General features: G+C 73.7%; 29 protein-coding genes and 2 tRNA genes. 13 read left to right on the top strand and 18 right to left on the bottom strand.

The features are described 5' to 3' along the window. Positions 1–15: 15 nt before the first annotated feature. From ACFPL3_RS06115 to ACFPL3_RS06100, 4 genes are all read left to right on the top strand, one after another. Complete coding sequence (locus ACFPL3_RS06115) at positions 16–1,212, top strand: AI-2E family transporter (protein ID WP_343938259.1); 1,197 nt, start codon at positions 16–18, stop codon at positions 1,210–1,212. A 99-nt stretch (positions 1,213–1,311) separates the two neighbouring features. After that, positions 1,312–1,752 (top strand): DUF6325 family protein, encoded by a 441-nt coding sequence (locus tag ACFPL3_RS06110; RefSeq protein ID WP_343938309.1) that lies wholly within the window; start codon positions 1,312–1,314, stop codon positions 1,750–1,752. Positions 1,753–1,780: 28 nt separating this feature from the next. Continuing rightward, positions 1,781–2,083: an SHOCT domain-containing protein gene (locus ACFPL3_RS06105; protein WP_343938261.1), complete on the top strand. Its 303-nt coding sequence runs from the start codon at positions 1,781–1,783 to the stop codon at positions 2,081–2,083. Positions 2,084–2,098: 15 nt separating this feature from the next. After that, positions 2,099–2,767, top strand: a complete 669-nt coding sequence (locus tag ACFPL3_RS06100; protein WP_343938263.1) for a GAP family protein — start codon at positions 2,099–2,101, stop codon at positions 2,765–2,767. Here the strand turns inward: ACFPL3_RS06100 and ACFPL3_RS06095 are convergent, their stop codons facing one another. From ACFPL3_RS06095 to ACFPL3_RS06075, 5 genes are all read right to left on the bottom strand, one after another. Continuing rightward, positions 2,768–3,175: a YccF domain-containing protein gene (locus ACFPL3_RS06095; RefSeq protein ID WP_343938265.1), complete on the bottom strand. Its 408-nt coding sequence runs from the start codon at positions 3,173–3,175 to the stop codon at positions 2,768–2,770. A 60-nt stretch (positions 3,176–3,235) separates the two neighbouring features. Continuing rightward, a complete protein-coding gene (locus tag ACFPL3_RS06090; RefSeq protein ID WP_343938267.1) occupies positions 3,236–4,558 on the bottom strand; it encodes an MFS transporter in 1,323 nt (440 codons plus the stop codon). Between the two features lie 21 nt (positions 4,559–4,579). After that, on the bottom strand, positions 4,580–5,980 hold the full coding sequence (locus ACFPL3_RS06085) for a M20 family metallopeptidase (protein WP_343938269.1): 1,401 nt from the start codon (positions 5,978–5,980) through the stop codon (positions 4,580–4,582). A 98-nt stretch (positions 5,981–6,078) separates the two neighbouring features. Continuing rightward, positions 6,079–7,044: a LysR family transcriptional regulator gene (locus tag ACFPL3_RS06080; protein ID WP_343938271.1), complete on the bottom strand. Its 966-nt coding sequence runs from the start codon at positions 7,042–7,044 to the stop codon at positions 6,079–6,081. After that, positions 7,011–7,688: an HAD hydrolase-like protein gene (locus tag ACFPL3_RS06075; protein ID WP_343938273.1), complete on the bottom strand. Its 678-nt coding sequence runs from the start codon at positions 7,686–7,688 to the stop codon at positions 7,011–7,013. The genes ACFPL3_RS06080 and ACFPL3_RS06075 overlap by 34 nt, the downstream gene beginning before the upstream one ends. 62 nt (positions 7,689–7,750) lie before the next feature. Between ACFPL3_RS06075 and ACFPL3_RS06070 the strand changes: the two genes are divergently transcribed. After that, complete coding sequence (locus ACFPL3_RS06070; RefSeq protein ID WP_343938275.1) at positions 7,751–8,863, top strand: App1 family protein; 1,113 nt, start codon at positions 7,751–7,753, stop codon at positions 8,861–8,863. Positions 8,864–8,865: 2 nt separating this feature from the next. Here ACFPL3_RS06070 and ACFPL3_RS06065 read toward each other — a convergent pair whose 3' ends face one another. The 3 genes from ACFPL3_RS06065 to ACFPL3_RS06055 are packed head-to-tail and all read right to left on the bottom strand — an operon-like array spanning position 8,866 to position 11,283. Next, positions 8,866–9,744: a sucrase ferredoxin gene (locus ACFPL3_RS06065; RefSeq protein WP_343938277.1), complete on the bottom strand. Its 879-nt coding sequence runs from the start codon at positions 9,742–9,744 to the stop codon at positions 8,866–8,868. Beyond that, on the bottom strand, positions 9,741–11,012 hold the full coding sequence (locus tag ACFPL3_RS06060; protein WP_379588493.1) for a cupin domain-containing protein: 1,272 nt from the start codon (positions 11,010–11,012) through the stop codon (positions 9,741–9,743). The genes ACFPL3_RS06065 and ACFPL3_RS06060 overlap by 4 nt, the downstream gene beginning before the upstream one ends. Further along, positions 11,002–11,283, bottom strand: coding sequence for a hypothetical protein (locus tag ACFPL3_RS06055; protein WP_343938281.1), 282 nt, complete (start codon positions 11,281–11,283; stop codon positions 11,002–11,004). The genes ACFPL3_RS06060 and ACFPL3_RS06055 overlap by 11 nt, the downstream gene beginning before the upstream one ends. A 156-nt stretch (positions 11,284–11,439) precedes the next feature. Here ACFPL3_RS06055 and ACFPL3_RS06050 point away from each other — a divergent pair, with 156 nt between their 5' ends. Beyond that, a complete protein-coding gene (locus ACFPL3_RS06050; protein ID WP_343938283.1) occupies positions 11,440–12,468 on the top strand; it encodes a TerC/Alx family metal homeostasis membrane protein in 1,029 nt (342 codons plus the stop codon). A 50-nt stretch (positions 12,469–12,518) separates the two neighbouring features. Here ACFPL3_RS06050 and ACFPL3_RS06045 read toward each other — a convergent pair whose 3' ends face one another. Next, entirely contained in the window at positions 12,519–13,664 is a 1,146-nt protein-coding gene (locus ACFPL3_RS06045; protein ID WP_343938285.1) for a hypothetical protein, read from the bottom strand. A gap of 94 nt (positions 13,665–13,758) precedes the next feature. Here ACFPL3_RS06045 and ACFPL3_RS06040 point away from each other — a divergent pair, with 94 nt between their 5' ends. The 4 genes from ACFPL3_RS06040 to ACFPL3_RS06025 all read left to right on the top strand — a co-directional run bounded on the left by ACFPL3_RS06040 (position 13,759) and on the right by ACFPL3_RS06025 (position 17,970). Further along, a complete protein-coding gene (locus ACFPL3_RS06040) occupies positions 13,759–15,030 on the top strand; it encodes a DUF4241 domain-containing protein (protein ID WP_343938287.1) in 1,272 nt (423 codons plus the stop codon). A 63-nt stretch (positions 15,031–15,093) separates the two neighbouring features. Then, a complete protein-coding gene (locus tag ACFPL3_RS06035) occupies positions 15,094–15,876 on the top strand; it encodes an ATP-binding cassette domain-containing protein (RefSeq protein ID WP_343938289.1) in 783 nt (260 codons plus the stop codon). Next, the gene (locus ACFPL3_RS06030) at positions 15,873–16,892 is read left to right on the top strand and encodes an ABC transporter permease (RefSeq protein ID WP_343938291.1); all 1,020 of its coding nucleotides are present in this window, start codon (positions 15,873–15,875) and stop codon (positions 16,890–16,892) included. Before ACFPL3_RS06035 ends, ACFPL3_RS06030 begins: the two co-directional genes overlap by 4 nt. A gap of 103 nt (positions 16,893–16,995) precedes the next feature. Next, positions 16,996–17,970 carry an ABC transporter substrate-binding protein gene (locus tag ACFPL3_RS06025; protein ID WP_343938293.1) on the top strand — a complete coding sequence of 325 codons (975 nt, stop codon included), beginning with the start codon at positions 16,996–16,998 and terminating at the stop codon, positions 17,968–17,970. On the opposite strand, the gene ACFPL3_RS06020 is transcribed toward ACFPL3_RS06025, so the two are convergent. Then, entirely contained in the window at positions 17,952–18,608 is a 657-nt protein-coding gene (locus tag ACFPL3_RS06020) for a GntR family transcriptional regulator (protein WP_379588595.1), read from the bottom strand. The genes ACFPL3_RS06025 and ACFPL3_RS06020 overlap by 19 nt on opposite strands. Positions 18,609–18,724: 116 nt before the next feature. Between ACFPL3_RS06020 and ACFPL3_RS06015 the strand changes: the two genes are divergently transcribed. Then, a complete protein-coding gene (locus tag ACFPL3_RS06015) occupies positions 18,725–19,321 on the top strand; it encodes a PadR family transcriptional regulator (RefSeq protein WP_343938297.1) in 597 nt (198 codons plus the stop codon). Positions 19,322–19,371: 50 nt separating this feature from the next. Continuing rightward, positions 19,372–19,767, top strand: a complete 396-nt coding sequence (locus tag ACFPL3_RS06010; protein ID WP_343938298.1) for an SgcJ/EcaC family oxidoreductase — start codon at positions 19,372–19,374, stop codon at positions 19,765–19,767. Here ACFPL3_RS06010 and ACFPL3_RS06005 read toward each other — a convergent pair. The 5 genes from ACFPL3_RS06005 to orn all read right to left on the bottom strand — a co-directional run bounded on the left by ACFPL3_RS06005 (position 19,757) and on the right by orn (position 22,174). Beyond that, positions 19,757–20,323, bottom strand: a complete 567-nt coding sequence (locus ACFPL3_RS06005; RefSeq protein ID WP_379588486.1) for a dihydrofolate reductase family protein — start codon at positions 20,321–20,323, stop codon at positions 19,757–19,759. The genes ACFPL3_RS06010 and ACFPL3_RS06005 overlap by 11 nt on opposite strands. A gap of 108 nt (positions 20,324–20,431) precedes the next feature. Beyond that, positions 20,432–20,785, bottom strand: coding sequence for a GNAT family N-acetyltransferase (locus ACFPL3_RS06000; RefSeq protein ID WP_343938301.1), 354 nt, complete (start codon positions 20,783–20,785; stop codon positions 20,432–20,434). A gap of 495 nt (positions 20,786–21,280) precedes the next feature. Then, a tRNA-Lys gene (locus ACFPL3_RS05995) sits at positions 21,281–21,353 on the bottom strand. Positions 21,354–21,433: 80 nt separating this feature from the next. Then, a tRNA-His gene (locus ACFPL3_RS05990) sits at positions 21,434–21,509 on the bottom strand. Between the two features lie 38 nt (positions 21,510–21,547). After that, the gene (orn, locus tag ACFPL3_RS05985; RefSeq protein WP_343938303.1) at positions 21,548–22,174 is read right to left on the bottom strand and encodes an oligoribonuclease; all 627 of its coding nucleotides are present in this window, start codon (positions 22,172–22,174) and stop codon (positions 21,548–21,550) included. Between the two features lie 102 nt (positions 22,175–22,276). Between orn and ACFPL3_RS05980 the strand changes: the two genes are divergently transcribed. Next, positions 22,277–23,815, top strand: a complete 1,539-nt coding sequence (locus tag ACFPL3_RS05980) for a helicase HerA-like domain-containing protein (RefSeq protein WP_343938305.1) — start codon at positions 22,277–22,279, stop codon at positions 23,813–23,815. 15 nt (positions 23,816–23,830) lie between these two features. On the opposite strand, the gene ACFPL3_RS05975 is transcribed toward ACFPL3_RS05980, so the two are convergent. From ACFPL3_RS05975 to ACFPL3_RS05965, 3 genes are all read right to left on the bottom strand, one after another. After that, the gene (locus ACFPL3_RS05975; RefSeq protein ID WP_379588483.1) at positions 23,831–25,369 is read right to left on the bottom strand and encodes a PH domain-containing protein; all 1,539 of its coding nucleotides are present in this window, start codon (positions 25,367–25,369) and stop codon (positions 23,831–23,833) included. Then, positions 25,366–25,872, bottom strand: a complete 507-nt coding sequence (locus ACFPL3_RS05970) for a PH domain-containing protein (RefSeq protein WP_343946711.1) — start codon at positions 25,870–25,872, stop codon at positions 25,366–25,368. Before ACFPL3_RS05970 ends, ACFPL3_RS05975 begins: the two co-directional genes overlap by 4 nt. 202 nt (positions 25,873–26,074) lie before the next feature. Further along, complete coding sequence (locus tag ACFPL3_RS05965; protein WP_343946710.1) at positions 26,075–26,944, bottom strand: sucrase ferredoxin; 870 nt, start codon at positions 26,942–26,944, stop codon at positions 26,075–26,077. Between the last annotated feature and the right edge of the window lie 22 nt (positions 26,945–26,966).

Raw genomic sequence — 26,966 nt, 5'->3', positions numbered from 1 at the left:
GCCTACGTTCCCGCCGTGACTTCCTCGGGTGACCGGATGTACCCCCGTGCCGTTGCGCCCGCGACGGCGGGCGGCGGGCCCGGGAGCGACTACGCCCTGCCGCGCGCCCTGCTCGTCCTCCTCGGCACGGCCGCGACGGTGATCATCGTCGCCGGCATCCAGGCCGTCGCGTGGCTGGTCGGCCCTGCGTTCATGGCGCTCGTCATCGTGATCGCCGTTGCGCCGGTGCAGGGCTGGTTGCGCCGCACGGGCTGGCCGGGCTGGGCGACGACCCTGGTGGTCGTGCTCCTCGTCTACGCGGTTCTGATCACCATCTGCCTCGGGGTCGTCTTCTCCGTGGCCCGGCTGGCCACCGAACTGCCGAACTACACGTCGGAGGCCGACGGCCTGCTGGCGGCCGCGCACGCGCAGCTCGCCCACCTGGGCATCGGGCCGGAGCAGATCAAGCAGGCGACGAGCTCCTTCAGCCTCGGCAACCTGGCAGGCGTCTTCGCGGCCATGCTGGGCAGCGTGGCCGGGCTGGCGACGAACCTGGTGTTCCTGCTCGTGCTGCTGGGGTTCCTCGGCGTCGAGTCGAGCGGGTACGGCCAGCGGATGGCCTCGATCGCTGCCGACCGGCCCCAGATCGTGGTGGAGCTGGCGAAGTTCGCCCGCGGCACCCGGCAGTACCTGCTGGTCACGACCGTCTTCGGGCTCATCGTGGCGGCGATCGACACAGTCGCGCTGCTGTGGCTGGGGGTCCCGCTGGCGGTCACCTGGGGGCTGCTGTCGTTCGTCACCAACTACATCCCCAACATCGGCTTCGTCGTCGGCGTCATCCCGCCGGCCCTGCTCGCGCTGCTGACCGGCGGCCCTCAGCTGATGCTGATCGTCATCGTCGTCTACTGCGGCATCAACTTCGTCGTCCAGTCGATCATCCAGCCCCGGTTCATCGGGGACGCCGTCGGTCTCTCGGTGACCGTCACGTTCCTGGCACTGGTGTTCTGGACGTGGTTGCTCGGCGCGCTGGGCGCGATCCTGGCCATCCCACTGACGTTGCTCGCCAAGGCCGTCCTGGTCGACATCGACCCGCGGGCCAAGTGGGCCCACGCGCTCCTGCGCTCCACCGCGGAGGAGCCCGACCCGGACGCGCCGGCGAAGACGTCGCGTCGCGAGCGCCGCCGCCTGCGTGCGGCGGAGCCGCCCGGGGGCACGCCCGCGGCGCAGACCTGATTCCGGCCGCTCACCCGCGAGGGGTGAGGCCACGAGTACGTCCGGACTCACCGAGTCGGACGCGCCGACGCTGCGAGAGGAGGCGGCACGGTGGAGGAGATGGACGTCATGGGTCCGGTCGACTACATCGTCGTGGAGTTCCCGGACGGGAAGGTGCCGAAGGAGGTGCTGCCGCGGGTCGTCGACCTCGTCGACCAGGGCACCGTGCGCATCCTCGACCTCGCCTTCCTCCGCAAGGAGGCCGACGGTTCCGTGGTCGGCCTCGAGATCGGGGAGACCTTCGACGGCGAGATGGACGTCCGGGTCTTCGACGGCGCTGCCTCGGGGCTCATGGGGGCCGAGGACCGGGCGGAGGCCGCCGGCGTGATCGAGCCGGGCCGGGCCGCCATGGTGGTGCTGTACGAGAACCTCTGGGCGATCCCGTTCGCCTCGGCGCTGAGGCGGTCCGGTGCCGAGCTGGTGGCGAGCGGGCGCATCCCGGTGGCCGCGCTGCTCGACGCGCTCGACGCCGCCGACGCGGACCACCCCGTCGACGCGTGAGAACCGACACCGAGAGGACTGAGGAGCGATGCCAGGTCTGCTTCGGGGCATAGCCCGCACGGCGGTCATCGCCGGAACCGCCACCGCGGTGTCCAACCGGGTGTCGAGGCGGCAGGCCGGCCGGTGGTCCCGCAAGGACCAGCAGGCGGCCTACGAGCAGCAGGCCGCCTACGAGCAACAGGCGGCACCTGCGGAGCCTGCGCCCGAGCCCACCGGGATGACCATGGACGAGAAGCTCGCGCAGCTGAAGCAGCTGGGCGAGCTGAAGAGCCAGGGCGTGCTCACCGAGGAGGAGTTCCAGCAGCAGAAACGAGCCGTCCTGGGCTCCTGATCGCGCTCCGGCGCCATGAGCACGGAGGCGCTCGTCCTCGCCGCAACCACCGTGATCCGGCCGACGAGCGTGGCGGCGGTGCTCGCCATGCTCGCCGCGTCGCGCCCGCACCGTCTGCTGGTCGCCTACATCGTCGGGGGGCTCGCGTTCAGCCTGGCCGTCGGGGCGCTCGTCGTCGTCCTGCTGGGCGGGATGAGAACCGCCGGTGCCTCCTCCTCCGTGCGGCCGATCCTCGACCTGGTGCTGGGAGCCTGCGCGCTCGGGTACGCCGTGGTCACCCTCCTCGGCGGGGGACCCCGGATCCGGATCGGCGGCGGCACCGGGGACGGCTGGATGCACCGCCGGTTGAGCGCCCTGTCACCCGCGGGCGCCGCCGGCGTCGGCGTGCTCACCCACCTCCCCGGCGTGGTCTACCTGGCCGCGCTGAACGCGATCGCGCACAGCGCGAGCGGCGTGGCCGACGGCGTCCTGCAGGTGGTGGTCTACAACGCCATCTGGTTCAGCCTCGCCGTGTTCGCGCTGGTGCTCTCGGTGCGCCGCCCCGAATTGCCCCAGCAGCTCATCGAACGGGCCGTCGTGGTGCTGCGCAGGCGCCAGCAGGCGATCCTGGTCTGCTTCTGCTGCGTCCTGGGCGGATACCTGTTCGTCGTCGGGCTCCACGGGCTCACCACCATGGCGTCCTGATCAGCCCACCGTCGGGTAACGGGCGGCCTCCACCTCGTCGGAGTCGACGATGACCCGCCCGAGCGGCACGAGCGAGACGGGGACCAGCTTGAGGTTGGCGATCGCCAGCGGGATCCCGATGATCGTCACGGCCAGCACCACCGCCGTCGCGAGGTGCCCGAGGGCGAGCCACCAGCCCGCCACGATGATCCAGATGATGTTGCCGAGCAGGGACGGGACGCCTGCGTCGGGGCGCCGCACGAGCCGCCTGCCGAACGGCCACAGCGTGAAGTCGGCGATCCGGAACGAGGCCAGCCCGAAGGGGATCGTCACGATGAGGATGCAGCAGACCACCCCCGCCAGGACGTAGCCGATGGCCAGCCAGATCCCGCAGAGCAGCAGCCAGATCACGTTCAGCACGGTGCGCATCAGTGCCTCCGTCGACGCCGTCGCGTCCGGCCAGCCTGTGCCGCGGCCCGTGCCCCGGCCTCACCCGGAGAGGGTGGGGCCGCTCGGTGCCGGTGGTCGGTGCAGCCCGAGCCTGCGGATCGTGGCGAGCGCCCCGAGGCTCAGCGCGGCGGTGGCCATCACCCAGAAGCTGGGGGCGAGCGGGCTCCCGGTGGTGGTGATCAGCCAGGCGGCGATGAGCGGGGTGAAGCCGCCGAAGACGGCCACCCCGATGTTGTAGCCGACCGCCATCCCGGTGGCGCGGGTCTCGGCGGGGAAGAGGCCCGCGATGAGCGCGCCCATCGGGCCGAAGTACGCGGCCTTGAGCACGCCGAGCACCGCGAGCATGCCGAGCATGACCGTGAGCCCGGGCACGGCCACGAGCAGCGTGAACAGCGGGTAGATCAGCACGAGGATGAGCACGGCGGCCGGCACCATGATCCGGATCTGGGTGAACCGGTCGGAGTAGTGCCCGGCCAGCGGCGTGGCGATCAGCAGCGCGATCCCGCCCACGACGACCCCCGCGAAGCCCACCGAGGCGGGCAGCCCGAGGTTCTTGATCGCGAACGTCGGCATGTAGGTGATCAGGTAGTTGAGGCAGGTCGTCGCGGCGAGCACCCCGATCGTGAGCAGCACGCGCACCTTCTGCTCGCGCAGCAGCACGAGGCCCGGATGGCCGGCCTCGGCCGCGTCGGTGCGGGTGAACTCCGGTGCCTCGGGCACGTGGCGCCGGATGTACCAGCCGACCGGCCCGACGAGCAGGCCGACCGCGAACGGGATCCGGAAGCCCCACGAGAGCAGCTGTTCCTGCGTCAGCGTGGAGGTCAGCACCGTGCCGAGCGTCGCGGCGAGCAGCGTGGAGGCGGACTGGCTCGTGAACTGCCAGCTGGCGGCGAAGCCGCGCCGCCCGGGCAGGTGCTCGACCATCAGCGCCGTGGAGCTGCCGAACTCACCGCCCGCCGAGAACCCCTGGATCAGCCGCGCCACGAGGATGCCGATCGGCGCGAGCAGCCCCACCACCTCGTAGGGCGGCATGACCACGATGATCAGCGTGCCGAGCACCATCAGCGCGATCGAGAGCGCGAGCGCGGGCTTGCGGCCCGCCCGGTCGGCGTACGAGCCGAGGACCACCGCGCCGATCGGCCGGATCAGGAAGGACACCGCGAACGTGCCGAGCGCCAGCAGCAGGCCGGTGGTCGGGTCCTCCGCCGGGAAGAACACCTGCGCGACGTACACCGCGAAGTAGCTGTAGACGGCGATGTCGTACCACTCGAGCGCGTTCCCGACGCACGCCGCCGTGATGATCCGCGCAGCGCTCGGCTGCCGCGTCGACTCCGGGGCGGTGGACTCAGGTGCGTCCGACATCCGGGTTCCCTTCCGCTGTGGTCAGGCGGGCGGGCCGGCGGGCCCGGATTCGCCGAGGTCCCAGAACAGGCCGGCCATGATCTGCGCGCCCTCGCGCGCGATGGGCACGAGCAGGTGCTCGTCCGGTCCGTGCTGGGCGCAGGCCGGGTAGGAGTGCGGAACCCACACCGTCGGCACCCCGATGACGTCGGTGAAGACGTCGTTGGGCAGCGAGCCGCCGAGGTTGGGCAGCACCGCGGGCGGCGCCCCGGTGGTGCGCGCCACCGAACCGACGGCCCACCGCACCCACGGGTGGTCCGGGTCGACGCGGGTGGCCGCCATGAGGTGGTCGACCCGCACGTCGACCATGTCGAAGCCGTGCGCGTCGAGGTGCTCGCGCACGATCCGCCGCAGGTCGTGCGCGGGCGTGCCGACGACGTAGCGCAGCTGGCAGTGGGCCCGCGCGGTGGCCGGGATGGCGTTCACCGGCCCGTCCGGGGTGCCGGCCGTGAACGCGAGCACCTCGAGCGCGTTCGCGCCCAGCAGCCGCTCGGCCGGGCTGAGGTCCGGCTCGCCCCACCCCTCGTCGATGTCCGGGTCGTCGGGGCCGCCTCCGGGGGAGATGTCGGCCAGCGCCCGGCGCACCGACTCCGGCATGTCCGGGGCGCGCAGGCCGGGCACGCGGATCACGCCGCGGCCGTCGACGAGGCTGGCGATCGCGTTGGCGAGCACTGTGGCGGGGTTGCGCAGCAGGCCGCCCCAGTTGCCGGAGTGGTAGGTGCCCTCGCGCAGGTCCAGGCTCAGCGTGAAGCCGGCGGCCCCACGCGAGCCCAGGAACACCGTCGGCCGGTCCGCCGCGAGGCGGGGGCCGTCGGAGGCGATCAGCACGTCGGCGGCGAGCTCCTCGGCGTGGGCGGCGGCCATCTCGCGCAGCCCGGCCGAGCCGGCTTCCTCCCCGGTCTCGACGAGGACCTTGAGGTTGAACCCCAGCCGCCCGCCGCGCGCGGCGAGCACCTGCTCCAGCGCCGCGAGGTTGAGGGTGTGCTGGCCCTTGTTGTCCGCGGTGCCGCGGCCGTACCAGCGGTCGCCCTCGACGGTGATCGACCAGGGCGACAGCCCGGCGCGCCAGCGCTCCGGCTGGCCCAGCACCACGTCCCCGTGGCCGTAGACGAGCACGGTCGGCCGGGCCGGGTCCTCCTCGCGGTGCCCCACGAGGAACGGGCCACCGCCCGGCAGCGGGTTCTCGACCACCCGCCACTTCGCGCCGAGCCGGTCGAGCGCCGGCCCGATCTCGTCGGTCAGGTAGCGGTGCAGCTGCGGCAGCGCGGCCGGGTCCTGGCTCTCGGTGCGCAGCGCCACCCGGCGGCCGAGCTCGTCCCGGAAGGCGCCCGAGTCGACGTACGTTGCCGCGCGCACGATGGCGTCGCTGCGGGACACGGGCATTCCTCCGTTCGCCGGAACCGGGTTTCGGCGAAGCGTAGGAGTGACGGGCGCCCGGCGACCATCACCGATCCGGCAACGACCGTTGCCGTGCCGGTACGTCAGGGCGCGCGGACGCGCCCGACGAGGTGGGAGACGAACTCCTGGACCACGGGCGGCAGCTCGCGCCCGGCCGTGGACTGGACCTGGACGTAGCGCTGGTGCATCCCGCGATCGGTGAGGGGCACCGCGACGAGCCCGTCGGCCGCGAGGCGGCGCCGGGCGGGCAGCCTGCCCGTGAGCGTCACGGCGTCGGCGAGCTTCGCGAACGTGTAGAGCGCACCGGAGTAGTCGGTCTCGAAGACCGGGTCGAACGTGAGCCCCTCCGCGCTGCAGCAGACGTCGAAGAGCTGCCGCACGGTGGTGGAGTCGTCCACGATCGCGAGCGCGTACGGCCGCAGCTCGGCGAGCGACACCGCGGCCCGGCTCGCGACGGGGTGGCGCGCGCCCACGACTGCGTGCACGTACTCGCGCTGCGAGTACTCCACCCGGACGTCGCGGGCCGGGGTGAGGGCGAAGGTCACGGCGAGGTCCGCCGCGGCGTCGCGCACCCGCTCGGTGGCCGCCGCCGACGACGTGACGTGCAGGTCGAACCCGATGTCGGGGTGCTCGCGGTGGAAGGAGGCGATGGCCTCCGGCAGCAGGTCCCACGCGAAGCCCTCGGCGCTGGCCACGCGGATCCGGGGCCGGTGCCCGCCCCGGGAGCGGCGGATGTCACCGACCACCTGCTCGACGTCGGCGACGTTGCGCCGCACCACCGCGGCCAGCCGCACACCCGCGTCGGAGAGCAGCATCCCGCGCGGCTGCCGTTCGAACAGCGGCACGCCGATCTCGTGCTCGAGGCGGGTGATCTGGCGGCTGATCGCCGACGCCGCGACGTGCAGCTCGGCGGACGCCTCCGCGATGGAACCGGCCTGCGCCACAGCGAGGAAGTAGCGCAGGCCCGGCTCGAGGAACGGACCGGGAGCCCGTTCCGGCGTGGCGCCCGCGCCGGTCAGGCCGCGTCCCGCGGGACCGTGGTGGACCACACGTCGTCCCCGCGCAGCACGGCGGCCAGATCGTCGAGGTCGGCCGCGAGGCGGCGGGCGCCCGCGAGCTCGCCCGGCTCGGCGTACCCCCACCCGACACCGATCACGGGCACCCCGTGCGCCGCGCCGCCGTCGACGTCGTGGTGGCGGTCGCCGATGAGCACCACGGGATGGCGGGCGGGTTCGAGGCGCAGCCGCTGGAGCACCGACCCGACGACGGCCGCCTTGCCCACCCGCCCGGCGACGTGGTCGGCGCCGCCCACGAGGTCGAAGAAGCCGTCGAGCCCGGTGCCGGCCACGATCTTGCGCGCCAGCTCCTCCGGCTTGGACGTCGCCGTGGCCAGGCGCAGGCCCTCCTCGCGCAGCCGGGCCAGGAACTCGGGGACCCCGGGGAAGACGGGGGTGACCGTGGCCGCCACGGCGTCGTACGACCGGCGGTACGCCACGATCGCCGCGGCCGTCTGCTCCGGGGTGAGGCCCAGCTCGGGCAGGGCGGTCTCGAACGGCGGGCCGACGAACCGGCGCAGCCGCGCCTCGTCGGGCACCGGGAATCCGACCTCGGCGATGGCCGCAGCAAGGTGTTCGACGATCGTGGGGGCCGAGTCGACGAGGGTGCCGTCGAGGTCGAGGAGGACGGTGCGCACTGATCGCATGGTACGTGGGGCCCGCGGTGGCCCCGGGAAGCGGCGTGCGGTAGGTCTGCTCCGTGCAGGTGCGCAAGCTGGTCGCCAGGGCCGCGATGGTCGCCGAGAGCGCCGTCCAGACGATGGTGCTGCTCGTGCTGCGGGTGCGGGGGCGGCACCTCCCGATGATCGTGCCGTTCATCGGCCACGGCACCACCCGCAGCGTGCGGATCGGCGGCCGGGTCGTGCTCGGCAGGCCCGAGGCGGCGGCGCCCGCGGTCGGGGTGCCGCAGGCGCAGCCGCCCACGCCGCGGTCGCGGCGGGCGGTGCTGCGGGCCACGATCGCCCGATTCCTCACCGTCGAGGTGCCCGGAGCCGTCGTGACCGTCCGCGGACCCGGCGTCAGCACGCAGATCCGCACCGACCGCGACGGCTACCTCGACACCGTGCTCGACCTCGACGAGCCACTGCAGCCCGGGTGGCACGGGTTCGAGCTGCGGCTGCGAGACGGGGCCGCGGTCACCGCGCAGGTGCTCGTGGTGGACCCGGAGGCGCGAATCGGCCTCGTGAGCGACGTCGACGACACGATCGTCGAGACCGGGCTGACGCGGGGGATCGAGTTCGTGCGGGCCACCCTGCTCACCCCGGTGCGCGAGCGCACGCCGCTCCCGGGTGCCGCGGCGCTGTACCGCGCGCTGGTGGAACCGGCCGGTGGCCCGGTGCGGCCGGTCTTCTACGTGTCGACGAGCCCGTGGAACCTGCACGAGATGCTGCTGGAGTTCGTGGCGCTGCGGCAGTTCCCGCTGGGCCCGCTGCTGCTCACCGACTGGGGTCCCTCGCGCAGCGGCCTGTTCCGGATCGGTGCCCAGGAGCACAAGGCCGGGCTGGTCGAGCGCATGCTCGAGGAACACCCGCAGCTCGGGTTGATCCTGGTCGGGGACAGCGGCCAGCTCGACCCGGAGATCTACGCGGCGCTGGCCCGGGCCCACCCGAACCGCATCCGCGCGGTGTACATCCGCCGCACCCGCCACGCCCTCGCGAGCCGGATCGCCGAGGTGGACGCGCTGGCCGCCGAGGTCAGCGCCGCCGGGGTGCCGATGCTCGCCGTCGACGACAGCGTGCAGATCGCCGTGCACGCGGCCCAGCTCGGCCTGCTCGACGACACCGCGCTCGAGGAGGTCCGCGCGGCCGGCTGAGTTCAGGGGACCCGCAGTTTCCGCAGCTCGAAGACCCGCATCCGGCCGGAGTGGGCGGCCGCGCAGGTGAGCGGGCGCCCGGTGTCGACGTGGCGCTCGCGCAGGAGCACCGAGCAGTCGGGTGCGGCGAGCTCGACGTGCCAGTCCACGACGCCGTCGGCGCCCCGGTCGCGGGTGACGTGCACGAGCCGCAGGTCGTGCACACCGGTGGCGCCGGTGGCCAGCCGGGCGTGGTGCTGCGCGGCCTGCACGGCTGGTGGCAGCGCCGACCGGCCGCGCAGGGTGTCCGGCTCGAGCCGTCCCGCGCGGTACGCGGCGAGCACGGCGGGGGCGTCGGCGGCCTCGAGGTGGGCCAGCACGTGACCGTGGGGGAGCAGCACCACGGCGGGCGCGAAGCGGCACCCGCCCACGTGCGTGCACTCCCAGACCGCGTCGGGTTCCTCTGCCGCGAGCGCGGCGGCCACCGGACGCCCGCGCACCGCGCAGCAGGTGTCGTGCTTCCCGTGGGTGCAGACGAGCACCAGCGGGCCGTCGTGGGGCTCGCCGGGGTCGTCGAGCACGGCCGGTAGCTGCGCCTCGGCGTCGTAGGTGCCCGTGCGCACCGACTCCTGCCCCGGCCGCGAGTCCACGCGGAACCAGCGGCGGCGCTCCCCGGTGCGCGCCCGCCCCGGGCGCCGCACGAGCAGCACCCGGCCGTTCGACCGCGCCGCCCACTCGGCCAGCTCGCTCGCCACCGCGACCGACAGCGCGGCCAGCGCCTGCGCCGGCCACGGGCCCGGGTGCTCGACGAGCAGCCACCGGTCGCCGGGCGGTGCCGTGCCCTCGACCGGGTCATCCGCCGCCTGCGCGGCGAACGCGCACCGCGGCCAGGGACCCGTCACGTCCGCGACGCGGGCACCAGCACGCCCTCCCGCAGGAGACGGCGCACCAGCACCAGCTGGTCGGCCTCGTCCATCCCCGGGAGGGTACCCACGCGACACGCATCTGCGGAGAGAAGAGCGCGCAGCGGTTCGGCACAGGCGATCGGCAGGTCGATCCGCCGGTCGGGCAGTTCGAGGCGCACCCGCTCCGTGCCCTCGACGAGCCGGTGGCGCAGGCCCAGCCGCAACCGCACCGCGTCGCCCGCGGCGAGACCCGCCGCGAACTCGGCCGCGGCCACCGGGCCGATCGGCTCCGGCCGCGCGCCCTGCCACACCCGGCGCCGCACGTGCGCGGCCACGTCCTCCGCGCCGACGCCCGCCAGTGCGCCGGCCAGGGCGTCGCGCACGGCGTCGAGGTGCGGGGCGAGCGCGGCCGGGTCGGCCACGTCGATGCCCAGCGGCAGCGACTCCCGCAGCCGTGGGTCCCCCGCCACGAGTGCGGTGAGCGCCTCCACCAGCGCGAACCGGGTGACGACGTGCACGCCCACCGTCAGGTGCGCTGAGACGCCGCCCAGCGCGGTGGCCGCGTGCAGCCAGCCGCGGGGCAGGTAGAGCACGTCGCCGGGTTCGAGCACCGCGTCGAGGGCCGGGGCGTCGTCACGGGCGCGGGAGGCGACCGCGTCGGCGTGGTCGTTCCACGGCTGGTCGCGCAGCGGGTCGGGGTGCACGGGCGCGTGCACCGTCCAGTGCTTGGACCCGGCGAGCTGCAGCACGAACACGTCGTGCACGTCGTAGTGGGCGGAGAACCCGCGCGACTGCGGCGGGGTGACGTAGGCGTTCGCCTGCACGGGGTGCCCGAGCTCGGTGCCGAGCCCGGTGGCGAACGCGGCGACGGCGGGCCAGGTGCGGTGCAGCGCCTGGAGCACGACGGTGCTGCCGTCGGCGAAGAGCGCGGCCACGGCGTCGTCGCGGACCTGGTCGCGGATCTCCGCCCCGACCCCGCCCGAGCCGGTGAACGAGCGGGAGTCGACCACCGCGCCGTCGCGCGCCAGCCGCAGGAACGGCGTGCGCAACCCGCGTCGCGACAGCAGCTCGTCGACGCCGTCGAGGTCGAGCAGGTCGCGGAACCCGTCCCGGTCGCGGCCCCGGGCCAGCAGCGGGACGCGGCCCCAGTGCCGGTCGGCGAACTCGGCGGGCGCGAGCCCGGTGACGCGGGTGAGCGCGGTGGCCGGGCGCACGTCCTCGGTGCGCCCGGCCACCCGCGGTTGCGGTGTGGTGTCAGCGGGCACCGCTGTCGGCGCCCCCGTCCGCGCCGCCGTCCGAGACGCCCGGCGTGCCGCCACCGGCCCCGGAGTCGGCGGGCCCTTCGGCGCCTCCGTCGGCGCCGCCGTCCTCGACACCCGGGGTGCCGCCCTCGGCCCCGGAGTCGGCCGGACCTTCCGCGCCGCTGTCGGCGCCGCTGTCGCGGACCCCTGGCGTGCCGCCGCCTGCACCGGCGTCGGCCGGGCCCTCGGTCCCGCTGCCACCGGTGGTGGTCATGTCGTCGTCGTCGAGAGCCATGGTTCCTCCTCGAATGGGTATGCCACCGGACGGCGGCGATCAGGGCCTACCCGCCCCCGGGAGCGACTAACACGGTCGCGGTGAGCCGTCCCCCGGTGGCGGCGGCCGCTACGCTCGCTGGGTAAAGGGCAGGTAATGAAGGGCGGAGGCGCGCACGTGCTCGAGATCAGCGGGCTCACCTGGGCGGTGACGATCGGGTTGATCGTGCTGCTCCTCGCGTTCGACCTGGTGCTGGCCGCCGTGCGGCCCCACCGCGTCGGATTCCGCGAGGCCACGGCGTGGTCGGTCTTCTACATCCTGGTGGCGGTGGGCTTCGGGGTCTGGTTCGCCATGGCCTACGGCGGTGACTTCGGCACCCAGTACTTCGCCGGCTACATCGTCGAGAAGAGCCTGTCGGTCGACAACCTGTTCGTCTTCGTGATCATCATGACGACGTTCGCGGTGCCCGAGGAGCACCAGCACATGGTGCTGACCTTCGGCATCATCCTGGCGCTGATCATGCGCGCGATCTTCATCGCGCTCGGCGCCACGCTGCTGTCGCTGTTCTCGTTCATGTTCCTGCTCTTCGGGCTCCTGCTGATCTACACGGCGGTGCAGCTGTTCCGGCACCGCGACGAGGACCCCGACGTCGAGGACAACGCGGTCGTGCGCACGGCCCGCCGGGTGCTCCCGCTCACCGACGAGTACGTCGGGGGCAAGCTCGTGGCGCGCGTCGAGGGTCGCCGGGTGGCCACGCCGCTGTTCATCGTGCTGCTCGCCATCGGCAGCATCGACCTGCTGTTCGCGCTCGACTCGATCCCCGCGGTCTTCGGGGTCACCTCGGAGGCCTACATCGTCTTCGTGGCCAACGCGTTCGCGCTGCTCGGTCTGCGTGCGCTGTACTTCCTGGTGAAGGGCCTGCTCGACCGGCTCGTCTACCTGTCCACCGGCCTGTCGATCATCCTGGGCTTCATCGGGGTGAAGCTGATCCTGCACTGGGCCCACGAGGACATCTCCCCGGACATCCCCGAGATCACCACGCCGATCAGCCTCGGCGTGATCATCACCGTCCTGGTGGTCGTCACGGTGGCGAGCCTGATCAAGACGCGCAAGGACCCAACGCTCACGGCGCACGCCGGCTCGCTGCGCGCCCACAAGCGGGCCCCCGCGGACGACCCGGGTGGTTCAGGAACGCCACGTTCCTGAACCTGCAGGACAGGGACGTGGCGTTCCTGAACCCCGGCGCCCCCGCCCTCCTAGATTCCGTACCGCCAGGTCGTCAGGGCGTAGCCGCCGAACCACGCCGAGGTGAGTGCCGCGGCCACCACGACCGCCACCGCGGTGGTGGGCCGGCGTCTTGCGAGGCCCGTCGCCACCGGCACCAGCAGCACGAACGCCGGCACGAGCAGCCTCAGCTTGGCGTTCATCAGCCCGTGGGTGCCCCACACGGACATCAGCGCGAGCGCGGCGTAGGCGAGCAGCGGCCAGGGCGTCCGCCGGGCCACCGCGACGCCGAGCAGGACGAGGCTGCCGGCGAGCGCGAGCACGGTGACCAGCTCGAACACGCGCTCGCCCCCGGCCAGCACGCGGGCGAGGTACAGGGCGGTGGCCGCGCCCCCGTCGAGGTACCAGCCCCAGCCGCTGCGCTGCACGCGGAACCAGCCGTCGGGCTCGCCCGTGCGCAAGGCGACCCACCCGAGGTAGCCGAGCAGGCCGGAGACGGCGAGCAACCCGCCGGCCCACGGCCGCCACCCGTGCCGGCGGTCGAGCACCGCCACGAGCGCCGCCAGCCCGACTGCCCCGACCACCGCCGACGCCGTGGGCCGCACGAGCCCGGCGCCCGCCGCGCAGAAGCCTGCGAGGAGCCACCGCTCCTGCAGCACGCACACCAGCGCCCACGCCGCCAGGGCGCAGAAGAGCGCCTCGGTGTAGGCCATCGAGAGCACCACGCTCATCGGCGTGGCGGCGAACAGGGCGGTGAGCAGCAGCCCGGCGCGCCGGGACCCGCCGGGCACGAGCTCGCCGATGCGGGAGATCCCGTAGGCCGCGGCCACGCCCGCGAGCGCGGAGACGAGCAGGCCCGCGACCCCGAGGTTGCCGCCGGTGAACACGCCCAGCGCGGCGACGAGCGCGGGGTAGCCGGGGAAGAAGCCGGTGGCGGTGTCGCGCGTGTGGTTGCCGAAGGCGTCGACCATGTGGGCCGGCACCCCGTCGTAGCCGTGCCCGGCGATCGCGAGCAGCCAGGCCGCGTCCCAGCTGGTGAGCTCCGGCACCAGCCGGGCCGGGCCCGCCATCAGGGCGAGGACGGCCACACCGACCGCCCGGACGCCGAGGTAGACCCCCGCGGGTGCGAGCGCGTGCGCCATCCGGGGCCGTGCACGCACGCCCTCGACCGCGGTCATCGCGAGCCCCCCTCCCTGCGACGATCTTCCAGGATCCCCGCCCCAACCGGGCCGCGGTCCGAGGGGTCGTACGTCTCGTGACGAGGAGGGCCCGATGACGACCGCGAAGGTGCAGTTCGACGCCGAGTACGGCGAGTCGTGGGATCCGCAGCGCCGCACGCTCGCCGGGCCGATGCCGGTGGCGGACGCGCGTCGCAGGCACCTGGCGGGCGAGCCCTACGCCGCCCTGCTCCGCGGCTCCGGGCAGACCGTGCTGGTGGAGGTGGAGCTGCGGAAGGACGAGATCACGGCCTGGCGCCTCGACGCGCACCTGCGGCGGGCGTCCCTGTTCGAGTTCCGCACGCTGGTCGTCGACCGGATGGCCCTGATCCGGATGGCGGAGTGGCGCTACGCCGCCGCGGACCGGCCCGAGTTCGACACGGGGTCGCCGCGGTGCCTGACGACGTTCGGCGTGGGCGGGAAGCCCGTCGTGCAGGCGATCGACGCGCCCGAGTCGGCGTTCCGCGCGCTCGCGACCCACGACCGGTGGGTCGATCAGCCCGGGTTCGGGAGCTGGAAGCCACTCGCCACCTTCGTGCTCGATTCGCCGCCGGAGCGCGATCGGCACCGCGTCGTCCCCCACGCTCCGCACGAGCGCCCGGCAGCCCCGGCCGGGGAGCCGCCGATCGCCCGGCAGGGGTGCCCGATGCAGCCGGGCCCCGAGATCGTCACGATGTTCGGCCCGCCCACGCGCTATCTCCTGGAGGCGGACGAGCACGGCGGCACCCCCGAGGTCGTCGTCGAGACCCGCCCCGCGGGCATGTTGCGGCTGCCCACGGGGCAGCTCGTCGTGGCGGATCCCGGCCACCTCGCCACAGGTGGTCGGGAGGCGCTCACCGCCACCTTCCCGCGCGGGCGGCACCCGGTGACGTTGGCGCTCGCGCGGTTCGCGGAGAACCCGGAGCACGTCCGGGTGGCGGGGTGCCGCGTGGACGTGCGGGACGTCGCGCCGGTCACGTGGGAGCAGGCGCTGTTCCCGGGACAGGACCCGAGCACGCTCGGCGACGGCGAGTTCTTCGGCGTCGGGGTCGACGCCGGGCTGCTCTCCTTCTTCGACGCCGCAGCGTTGCCGGGGCTCGTCGAGGCGAGCAGGCACTGGGACGAGCCGCGGGGGCTGTGGGAGGAGCTGAGCGCGACCGTCCTCGCGGCCGACAGTGTCGAGCTGGAGGATCCGGAGACGGGGACGAACCTGATCGCCTTCCGGATCGGGTGGGGCGACGGCGCCTACCCCGTGTGGATCGGCCGCGCCGGTGACGGTGAGGTCGCCTGCATCGTGGCCGACGGCATGGTGTTGAGCGACGCGACCTGCCTGGGGCCCGTCGAGTGATCGACAGAACGCCTCCGGAGGGCCAGGCTGGGGTACCTGGTCGTCGAGGATCGGGGGGCGTGCGTGACGGGATCGGGCGACGGGGCCACCCCGCTGCTGCAGGCGCGTGATCTGCGCAAGAGCTACGGCTCGGTGCAGGCGCTGCGCGGGGCGTCGTTCGACGTGTCGGCCGGTGAGGTCGTCGCGTTGATCGGGGACAACGGCGCGGGCAAGTCGACGCTGGTGAAGTGCCTGTCCGGGGTGGAGCAACCCGACTCCGGCACGATCTCGATCGCGGGCGAGCAGGTGGTGCTGGAATCGCCGACGGCCGCCCGCGCCTACGGCATCGAGACCGCCTACCAGGACCTCGCCGTCGCCCCTGATCTCGATCCCGCCGCCAACCTGTTCCTCGGCCGCGAGCTGCGCCGCCCCGGGCTGCTGGGCGCGCTCGGCATGCTGGACAAGCAGCGGATGCGCAGCCAGGCGGCCGAGCAGTTCGCGCGCCTCGGCGTCACCCTGCAGGACCTCGACGTCCCGATCGGGTCGCTGTCGGGCGGGCAGCGCCAGAGCGTGGCGGTGGCCCGGTCGGTGGTGTGGGCGAGCCGGGTGGTGTTCCTCGACGAGCCCACGGCGGCGCTCGGCGTGGTGCAGCGCGAGCGGGTGCTCGAGGTCGTGCGCAAGGTGCGCGACACCGGGGTGGCGGTGGTCCTGATCAGCCACAACATGCCCGAGGTCCTCGCCGTGGCCGACCGGATCGAGGTGCTGCGGCTCGGTGCGCGCGTCGCCCGGTTCCGGGCCGACGACGTCACGCTCGAGGAGCTCGTCGGCGCCATGACCGGTGCGCTCACGCAGGAGGAGGAGCAGTGACCGACACCGAGGTCCGGGCGCCCCTGCAGCGCTCGCCGGTGCAGCGGGTGGCCGCCGCGTCCACGTTCTGGATCGGGCTCGTGCTCGTGGTGCTGTGCGTGCTGTTCAGCGTGCTGCGGCCGGACGCGTTCCCCACGCTCTTCACGCTGCAGACGCTGCTGATCGAGGCGTCGGTGCTGCTCGTGCTCGCCGTCGGGATGACGTTCGTGATCATCACGGCCGGCATCGACCTGTCGGTCGGGTCCGTGCTGGTGTTCTCCGGGGTCGTCGCGGCCACGCTGATGGAGTCGCTCGGCGGAGGGGACGCCACCGACGCCGGGCCGGGTGTCGTGATCGCGGGGCTCGTGGCCGCGCTCGTCGGCGGCGGCGCCTGGGGCCTGCTCAACGGGGTCCTCGTCGCCATGGCGCGGATCCCGCCGCTGATCGTCACGCTCGGGTCGTTCGGCGCCGCGCTGGGTGCGGCACAGCTGATCACCGATGGGGTGGACGTCCGCACGGTGCCCAAGGTGCTGCGCGACGGGCTGGGCTTCGGTCAGACCTTCCAGGTGCCCCACATGGTGGCGCTGGCGGCCGTCGTGACGCTCCTGGGCGCCTGGCTGCTGCACACCACCCGGTTCGGCCGCCGGACGTTCGCGGTCGGGTCGAACGCCGAGGCGGCCCGGCGCGCGGGCATCCCCGTGCGCGGTCACCTCGTGCGCGTCTACACGGGCGTCGGGGTGCTGGCGGGCCTGGCCGGGTTCATGTCGCTCGCCTACTTCGGCACCACCACGATCAGCGGGCACTCGACCGACAACCTGAACGCCATCGCCGCGGTCGTGCTGGGCGGCACGAGCCTGTTCGGCGGCGTCGGCACGGTCTTCGGCACGGTGATCGGTGTGTTCATCCCCGCGGTGCTGACGAAGGGCTTCGTCATCGTCGGGGTGCAGCAGTTCTGGCAACCGGTGGCGATCAGCGCGGTGCTGGTGGCCGCCGTGTGGTTCGACCAGGTCCGGCGGCGGTCCCGGGACCGCGGGTGAGGAGGAGCGCGCGATGAGCGAGCGTGCGAGCGAATCAGTGTCACAGCGGCCCGCGCGAAGCGCCGGCCGAGCGCAGCGAGGCCGAGTGCGGAGGCGCAGGCGGATGGGATCTGCGGCGGTGGCGGCGGCGTTGGCGCTGCTCGCGGCCGGGTGCGGGAACAGCGGCACGATCGGCGAGGGCTCGGGCGGTGAGGCCGAGGCCCCGGCCAACAAGAACCTGGTGCTGATGCCGGGCGTCAAGGCCGAGCCGTTCTACATCTCGATGCAGTGCGGTGCCGAGGAGGAGGCGGCGAAGCTCGGCTACCAGCTCGACACCCAGGCACCCGACCAGTTCGAGGCGGCCCTGCAGACCCCGATCGTCACCGGCGTGCTGTCCACGCGGCCCGCCGGGGTGCTGATCGCGCCCACCGACGACGTCGCGCTCGCCAACCCGATGACCCAGCTCAAGGACGCCGGGATCAAGGTCGTCGAGGTGGACACCCGGCTGCAGGACGAGTCGGTGGCCCTGTCGACCGTGTCGTCGAACAACGAGCAGGGTGGCCGGCTCGCCGCGCAGACCGTGGCGGAGCTGATCGGCGACCAGGGCAAGGTGATGGTGCTCAACACGAAGGCGGGCACGTCCACCACCGACGCCCGCGAGCGCGGCTTCGCGGAGGAGATCGCGAAGCACCCCGGCATCACCTACCTCGGCCAGGAGTACACCGACAACCAGCCCGCGGTGGCGGCGCAGAAGGTGTCGGCGAAGCTGTCCAGCGACCCCGACCTCGCCGCCGTGTTCGCCACCAACCTCAACTCCGGCGAGGGGGCGGCCACCGGGCTGCGCAACGCGGGCAAGACCGGGCAGGTCAAGCTCGTCGGGTTCGACGCCAGCCCGAACCAGGTGGAGGACCTGCGCTCGGGCGAGGTCTCCGCGCTGATCGCCCAGGACCCCGCCACGATCGGGCGCCAGGGCGTCCAGCAGGTCGTGAACGCGATCGAGGGCAAGCCGGTGGAGCGGGAGATCCAGACCGACCTGGTGGCGATCACCCAGGCCGACATGGACGCGAAGTCCCAGTACTTCTACAAGACGGCCTGCTGATCGGCCTGTCCGGAGAGATCGGCCGCAGTCTGCGTGATGTGCTGCTCGAGCAGCGCGGCCGCGGTGTCGGCGTCGCGGGCCAGTGCGGCCTCCTCGAGCCCGCGGTGCTCGGCGAGGTGGTCACGGGCGGGCCCGCGGCGCCCCGCCCAGCGGCGCGCCAGCTCGCCGGCCAGCCACATCCGGTCGAACGTCTCGAGCAGCACCGCGTTGCCGCTGCCGTCGAGCAGGGCGCGGTGGAAGTCGCGGTGCGCCCGTGACCACGCCGCGCTGATCACGCGGGCCGAACCGGGCTCGTGGGCCGGGGTGCGGGCGAGCTTGTGGTGCGCCGCGCGCACGCGGGCTTCCCAGTCCAGGTCGCCGCGCTCGATGGCCAGACGCAGCATGGCGACCTCCACGGTGCGGCGCGCCTCGGCCAGGTCCTGCCAGCGCTGGTCGGACTGCAACGGCACCGCGAACCCGCGGTTGGTGAGCCGGCTGGCCAGGCCGTCGCCGACGAGGCGCACGAGCGCCTCCCGCACCACCGCGAGGCTCACGCCGTGGGCGCTCGCCAGCTCCTGCGGCTTGAGCGCGGCACCGGGGGCGAAGTCGCCGCGCAGGATCGCGTCGCGCAGCTCGTCGTACACCCGCCCCGACAGCATCTGCTTCGCGGGTCGATCGGCCATGACCGGGATCGTAGTCGTCGGCTTCTGATAATCGATTATTTGCAGGCGCTAGTGCAACATGCAATACTGCAACACTCACTAAGGAGGTGGAGATGCCCCTGCGGCGCGGCGACCGGGACCTGCCGGCGCTCACGGTGCTCGCCCTGCTCACCACGGGCCCGCGGCACACGTACGAGATGCACCGGCTGATGATCGACACGCACAAGGACTTCGTGACCGGGCTGCCGCGCAGCATGTACCACGCCGTGGAACGGCTGCTGCGCGCCGAACTGATCGAGGTGGTGCGCACCGACCGGGCCGCCGGGCGTCCCGAGCGCACCGTGTACGGCCTCACCGGGGCAGGCCGGGCCGAGCTCGTCGACCGGGTGCGGCGGCTGCTCGAGCACCCCGATCCGGACGCCACGCTGTTCGTGGCCGCCCTGTCCTTCCTGGGCTGCCTGTCGCCGCCGCAGGCCCGCGCGGCGCTCGACGTCCGGCGGGCCGAGCTGGAACGCCGGGTCGACGAGGTGCGCGCCGGCCTCGCGGCGGCCCCGGCCCTGCCGCGCCTGCTCCTCGTGGAGGCCGAGTTCGACATCGCGCGCCTCACGGCCGAACGCGACTGGGTGGCGGGCCTGCTCGCCGACCTCGACGACGGGCGCCTCGACTGGCCCGCGGACCTGCGGGACCTGGCGGTGCCGCCCATGACGTGACCGGCCGTCTCGAGCCTCCCGACACCCACAACCACCGAAAGGAACCGACGATGCCCGCGTCCGTCGAGGACACCCTCACCCGACTCGCCGCCGCCTGGAACGACGGCGACGCCACCGCCTACGCCGACCTGTTCACCCCCGACGCCACCTACGTGATCTTCGACGGCACCGTCGTGCGCGGCCGCACGGCCATCGAGGAGGGACACCGCGCCTTGTTCGCCGGTCCGCTGCGCGGCTTCCGGATGGATCCGCCCACGGCCACCGTGCCGGTCCGGTACCTGGGCGGGGACGTGGCCCACGTGCTCGCCGCAGGCGGCACCCGCCCGCCGGGGCAGGAGGCCACCCCCGCCGACCGGGCGTCGGTGGTCTCGTTCGTGCTCGTGCGCGACGGCGACGACTGGCGGATCGCGGCGTTCCAGAACACCCGGGCGGCGCTCAGCTCCTGATCGCGTAGCGCATCAGGGTCACGCCGGTCTCGAACCCGGTGGCCTCGAGCAGTCGCAGGTCCTGCCGGTCCTCGAACAGGTGCGTGCCCTTGCCCCGCGACACCGGGCAGACCAGCATCCGCACATCGTCGACCAGGCCTGCGGCGAGCAGGGAGCGCATGAGTTGCAGGCTGCCCCACAGCCAGATGTCCTTGCCGTCCTGCTCCTTGAGCTCCCGCACCGTGGTGACCGGGTCGCGCGTCACGGTGGCGGCGGGGAAGTCGCCCCAGGGTGCTTCCTCCAGCGTCGTCGACGCGACGAACTTGGTGAGCTCGTTCAGCTTCTTCCCGTACTCGCCCTGCTCGGTGGCGTGGGGCCAGTAGTCCTTGGACTGCGCGTAGGTGTTCGCCCCGAGGACGAGCGTGTCGACGGTGTCGATCAGCTCCATCACGCGCTGCTGGAACGCGCTCTCGACGGTCTCGGGGAACGGCGACGCGGTCACGAAGCCGAGGCCCCCGTCCTCCTCCGCGACGATGTTGTCGACGGTCACCCACTGCTGCACCACGAGCTTGCGCATCACGATCTCCTGTCGCATCGGGCCGGCGGTCGCCGGCGGACACGACGGGGACGGAGTCGTGTGCGGCCCCTCGACACGCCCCGGATGTGACGTGGGGCACAGTGCAGGTCAGAACGGGCAGTACATGACGTGCAGCCCCACCCGGCCGTGCACCGGGTGGGCGAAGGCGCCGGGGACCGTCCCGGCGACCTCGAAGCCGAGCCGCTCGTAGATCGCCACGGCGGGCTTGTTGGTCTCCACCACGGCGTTGAACTGCATGCCCGCGAACCCGCGTTCGCGGGCCCAGCCGAGCGCGAAGCGGCACAAGGCGGTGCCGACGCCCCGACCGCGCGCCCCGGCCGCGACCATGAAGCTCGCCGAGGCGACGTGCGCGCCGGGGCCCGGCCGGTTGGCGCCCATCTTCGCGGTGCCGAGCACCGTGCCGTCGCCTGATCCGTCGACCGGGCCGTCGACCGCGACCACGGTGAGCCCCGGCGGCGCCTCCAGCCACGTTGGCCTGCTCCTCGGTCATCGCCGGGTCGTAGGGGAACGTCTCCTGGGCCTGGACGACGTCGCGGATGATCGGCCAGACCTGCGCCCAGTCGGCCGACGAGAAGTCCCGGATCAACACGTCCGCGCACGCTAGGGTCCGCGCGGCCGGGAAGCAGGTGGTTTTCGATCTGCAGAGTGCGCGCGAAGCGAAGGTTCCCCGTGGAAACCGAGCGAGGGAAGGTGCTCCACGGAAGTCGAGCGGGGAAGGCGACCTACGGAGCCGAGCGAAGCGAAGGCGGGCCATGGAAGCCGAGCGAAGCGAAGGCCACCCGAGAAGGACGGTGAGCCGGGCGAGGGAAGGCGCCCCATGGAAGGGGGGTCCGGGGGGCGAAGCCCCTCCGGGCGGGGTCTGGGGGTTGCACCCCCAGAAAACGAAGAGGGCGAGGTAGGTTCGCGCTTTCCGCGAACACACCTCGCCCTCGCCCGTGCGCCGCCAGGGACTCGAACCCCGAACCCGCTGGTTAAGAGCCAGCTGCTCTGCCAATTGAGCTAGCGGCGCCTGCCGTTGCGCCCTCCCGCTCGGCGCCCGATAACGCTAACACGAGCGTTTCCGGGGCCGAGCGGCGGGGTGCCTCGGCATGGGGTGAGTGACGGGACTTGAACCCGCGACTTCCTGGACCACAACCAGGTGCTCTACCAGCTGAGCTACACCCACCACGCGATCCCGGCCGGGGCCGGGCTGCACGACCAAGCTTAGCGTGGCGGGTGCGGTGCCTCGAAGCGGGTTGCCGGTAGCGCGGCGGCCACCGCCTGTGCGGCCTCGGTGGTGGGTCCGGGGGGTGGCACGAACAGGGTGCGGCGGTAGTACTCGAGCTCGCGGATCGACTCCATGATGTCGGCGAGGGCGCGGTGGGCGAGGCCCTTCTCGGGCTTGGCGTAGAACACGCGGGGGTACCAGCGCCGGGCGAGTTCCTTGACGGAGCTGACGTCGACCATCCGGTAGTGGAGGTGGCTGTCGAGCTCGGGCATGTCGCGGGAGAGGAACGCGCGGTCGGTGGCGATCGAGTTGCCGGCGAGGGGGGCGGTGCGCGGGTCGGGCACGTGCTGCCGGATGTAGTCGAGTGCGATCTGCTCTGCTTCGGCCACGGTGACGGTGGAGGCGCGCACCTCCTCGGTGAGCCCGGACTTCTCGTGCATGTCCCGCACGACCTCGGGCATGCCGGTCAGCGCGTCCTCGTCGGCGTGGATGACGAGGTCGACGCCTTCGCCGAGCACCGTGAGGTCGCCGTCGGTGACGAGTACCGCGATCTCGATGAGCGCGTCCCGCCCGAGGTCGAGCCCGGTCATCTCGCAGTCGATCCACACCAGCCGGTCGGTCACGGCGTCACACTATGCCCGCGGGGGGCCGGGGTGCCCGCTCCCGCGCGTGTCGTGATCTCGTCGTTCCTTCTGACAGCCCCGTTACCAGTAGGCTCCGGCGCCGTGAACAACACGGCCGCACAGGAGATCGCCGCCGGGTACGCCACCGAAGGGGCCGCCCTGGAGCTGGGCAGCGTCGTCGTCGACGGCTCGGTCGACCCGAGCGCCCGGGTGCGCATCCCGTTCGCGACGCTGAACCGGCACGGGCTGGTGGCCGGCGCCACCGGCACCGGCAAGACCAAGACGTTGCAGGGGATCGCTGAGCAGCTCTCCGCGGCGGGTGTGCCCGTCCTGCTCGCCGACGTGAAGGGCGACCTGTCCGGCATGGCCCGGCCGGGTGAGGGCGGGGAGAAGATCGAGTCGCGGGCGAAGGACACCGGCGACGACTGGACGCCCACCGCGTTCCCGGTCGAGTTCCTGTCGCTGGGTGGTGGCAGCGCGGCGGTGCCGATCCGGGCCACGCTCACGCAGTTCGGGCCGATCCTGCTGAGCAAGGTGCTGGATCTCAACGACACGCAGGAGTCGACGCTCGGCCTGATCTTCCACTGGGCCGACCAGCGCGGGCTGCCGCTGCTCGACACGAAGGACCTGCGCGCGGTCATCCAGCACCTCACCTCCGACGAGGGCAAGGTCGACCTGAAGGGCATCGGCGGGGTCTCCTCGGCCACCGCGGGGGTGATCCTGCGTGCGCTGGTGAACCTGGAGGCGCAGGGCGGCGACGACTTCTTCGGCGAGCCGGAGTTCGAGCCCGGCGACCTCCTGCGTCAGGTCGACGGGAAGGGTGTCGTCACGCTGCTGGAGCTCGCTGAGCAGCAGGCGAACCCGCGGCTGTGGTCGACGTTCCTCATGTGGCTGCTCGCCGAGCTGTTCGAGGAGCTGCCCGAGGCGGGTGACCTCGACAAGCCCAAGCTCGTGTGCTTCCTCGACGAGGCGCACCTGCTGTTCGACGGCGCGTCCAAGGCGTTCCTGGAGCGGATCGAGCAGACCGTCAAGCTGATCCGGTCGAAGGGCGTCGGGGTGTTCTTCTGCACCCAGCTGCCCACCGACGTGCCCAACGCGGTGCTCTCGCAGCTCGGCGCGCGGATCCAGCACGCGTTGCGCGCCTTCACCCCCGAGGACCAGGCGGCGCTCGCCAAGACGGTCAAGACCTACCCCACCACGAAGAACTACGACCTCGAGGAGGCGCTCACCACGCTGGGCACCGGTGAGGCCGTGGTCACCGTGCTGTCCGAGCGGGGCGCGCCCACCCCGGTGGCGTGGGCCCGCATGCGGGCGCCGCGGTCGCTGATGGCGGCCATCGGTCCCGACGCCGTGGCCGCCGCGGCGAAGACGTCGCCGCTGTACGCGAAGTACGGCGAGACCGTCGACCGGGAGTCGGCCTACGAGAAGCTGACGGCGCGGATCGCGGAGCAGCCCGCCCCGGCGCCTGCCGACGCACCACCGCCGGAGGCCCCGGCCCCGCCGCCGGAGCGTGCCGAGCCGAGCTTCGTGGAGAAGGCGTTCGAGTCGCCGGTGGTCCGCTCGTTCATGCGGTCGGCGGCCAGCGCGCTGGGCCGGGAGATCACCCGGGGGCTGTTCGGGACGAAGCGGCGCCGCCGCTGAGCCGGACCGCAGCGGTCACGCGGTACGCGAGTCCTGCCGGCTCAGATCCGCGCGGAACGGCGTGAGCAGCCCGGGGACCGTGGCGTCGGCGAGCGCGACGCCGTCCGGGGCGGAGACGTCGAGCACCCGGTACCCGCCCGCCCCGGCGGCGGTGACCGCCTCGAGCTCCACCAGCCCCGCACGGCGTTGGAAGACGCTCTGCCGGAACGTCCAGCCGATCACACCGGTGCGCTGGAGCGCGACCGTGCGCCGCTGCACCGAGCCCTCGCGGGTGACGAGGTGGCGGACCGTGAGCTCGTGGCCGAGGTTGCGGTAGCGGTCCAGCGCGAGCAGCACCGCCGTCGGCAGCAGGACGAGGCTCGCCGGGCCGAGCCACGGCAGCGGCACGGCAGCTCCGGCGGCGAATGCGAGCACGACCAGGGCGGCGGCAGGCCCGACCGCGCGCGTCAGCCGCCGCTGCAGAGCGGCGCGCGGGTGCCTGCGCAGCGGCGCGAGCGTGGCGAGCTCCGGGTGCTCCCGCAGCGCCAGGCCGGCCACGCGGTGGGTCTCGGCGCGCGGCGCCGGGGGCTCCAGCACACCGCCCTGCGACTCCCGCGACAGCCCGGCCGCCAGCGCGCGGGCCTGCGCCCCACGCCCGGCGCGCAGCAGCAGCGGCTCCACGACCTCCGCGCCGCGCAGCCGCCGCTCGGCCACCGACAGCGAGCGGCGGGTGAGCAGCCCACGCCGTACGCGCAGCGCGCCACCCAGCTCCGCGGTGGCCTCGCGCGTGAGGCGGTAGCCGTACCAGCGCTCGGCGAACAGCAGCAGCGCCCCGGCGACGGCCACCACGAGCAGCACGGCCCCGACGGTGGCGACCGCCACCCAGATCGGCGCGGTGGCGAGGTCCTGCGCGGCGTCGTCGAGCGACGGGACGTCGCGCGGGTCGACGCCCAGGTTGTCGAACAGGTTGAGCACCGCCGCCATGACCGCTCCGACGCCTGCGATCGAGGAGAACGTCAACGGGGCGAAGCGCAGCCACGACCACTGCAGGCGGGCCAGCTCCTCCACCGGGGCGGGGGCCGTGGTGGGCAGGTCGGGCTGCGGCACCCCGTCCGTCCGGGGGCGGTCGAGCAGCTCGCGGCGCAACCGGTCGGCCTCGGCCTTGCTCACGGCGTCGAGGACGAGCCCGGAGCTGTCGAGCGGCGAGCCGGACGCGGCGCCGACGTGCACCACGCTGAGCCCGAACACCCGGTGCAGCAGGCGCGCGGTGAGGTCCACGGTGCGGATCCGGTCCCGCGGCACCGAGCGGCGCTGCCGGTTCAGCCAGCCGCTGTGCAGCTCCACCCGCTCGTCGGTGATCCGGTAGCGCGTGGTGCGCCACCGCACCACACCGCCGATGACGAGCACGAGCGCGATCCCGAGCGGCACCCACAGGCGCGCGACCGGGTCGCCCCGGCCGGTGAGCAGCAGGATCACCGCCACCGGGAGCAGCCGCACCACGTTGGACAGCGGGGTGACGGCCAGCATCCGCTTGTCCAGGCGCCGCCACGGCGTCGCGTCGGGCGGTTGCGTCACGTCGCGTCCCCGGGGGTGGCCTGGGTGGTCTCGGTCAGGGTGCGGGCGAGCTCGGCCGCCGCGGCCTCGTCGAGCCCCCGGATCGTGACCGGCCCGCGCGCCGACGCCGTGGTGACGGTGACGCTCGCCAGCTTCAGCAGCTGCTGCAGTGGCCCCTGCTCGGTGTCGACGGTCTGGACCCGGGAGATCGGCGCGATCCGCCACTCCCGCACCAGCCAGCCCGAGAGGGTGTAGACCGCCTCGGGCGTGACCTCCCAGCGGTGGATCCGGTAGAGCAGCGGCGGCACCACGGCCACGTACGCGAGACCCGCGACGGCCGTCAGGACGGTGGTGGTCGTGAGCCAGGCGGAGACGTCGGTGCTCAGCAGGACCGCCACGACCGCCTGCGGGACGCCGAGCGCCACCGTCGTGAACAGGGCGCGCAGCCGCCACCACAGCACGGCTCGCGGGCTCACCCGGTGGGTGGGCGGGCGCAGCGGCAGTGCGGGCGGCGCGGCGGTCATGGGAGCGAGTCTGCCCGTTGCCACGGCCCGGCCCCCACGCGACGCGCGTCCACCGATCGCGCACCTCGCCCCGCGAGACGTGGGACTCGCGCGCCTGGGGTGCGGGACTCGGGCCGCGAGAGGGGAGACTCGCCGACACAGGGGGCGCGAGTCTCCCGTCCCGAGGCCTGAGTTGCGCGTTTCGCCGGGGGAGTTGTGCGGGTCAGGGGAGCGGGCGGACGTCCGTGGCCTGCAGCGATTCGCTCGGGGTGGGGTCGGTGCCGCAGGACAGGGGGCGCGGGGCGCCGACGACCGGGGCGACGTCCACGGCCCAGCGGCGGCCGTCGCGGGCGGTGACGATCGCGCCGCCCACGGTGTCCTCGACCTGCAGCGCGTCGGCGTCGCGCAGCCCCGTGGCTGCGCGGACGGCCAGCTCGGCGACCTGCCCGGTGTGCGACCACGTGGTGCGGCCGCGGCACAGGGCGGTGTCGACCTCGCCCGGGAAGGCGGCCTTGCGGGCGGTGACCGCGGTGGCAGGGTCGAGCCTGCCGTAGGCGTAGCCGGTGGGGAGCACGAGCGCGGTGGGGGCGAACCGGTGCCCGCCGAGGTGGCTGCACTCCCACACGTGCTGCTCGCCCGCGTCGACGACGGAGAGGGCGAGCGCGCGCCCGTCGACGGCGCAGCAGCGGTCGCGCCTGCCGTGGGTGCAGACGAGCAGCAACGGATCCTGGACCGGGGTGCCGGGCAGCGGCTCCCCGGGGCCGGGCAGCTCGAGGCCGGCGAGCTCCTCGGGGTCGCCGACGGTGAAGCTGGTGATGCGGCTGGCGCCGGGGGTGGTGTCGGCGAGGAAGACGCGCAGCGGCACGCCCGCCTCGCCACGCCGGCCGGGGCGGCGGATCAGCAGCAGCCGCCAGCCGGGGGTGGCGGCGAGGGCGGCGAGAGCGGGTTCCGGGTGTGCGGTGAGGTCGTTCGGCCACGCGCCGCGCTGTTCCACGCACACCCAGCGGCGTGCGACGGGCGCCGTGCCCGCGAGCTGTTCCTCACCGGCGAGCGCGAGGAGGCTGCACCGCTGCCACCTCGGGTCGCCGTCCACCGCGCCACAATACCTAAGCCTT

It is taken from the genome of Pseudonocardia zijingensis (assembly GCF_042657305.1).
In the GTDB taxonomy this organism is placed as follows: domain Bacteria; phylum Actinomycetota; class Actinomycetes; order Mycobacteriales; family Pseudonocardiaceae; genus Pseudonocardia; species Pseudonocardia zijingensis.
Note: the sequence above shows the minus strand (reverse complement) of the source record. Positions and strands in the feature narration are given on the sequence as shown.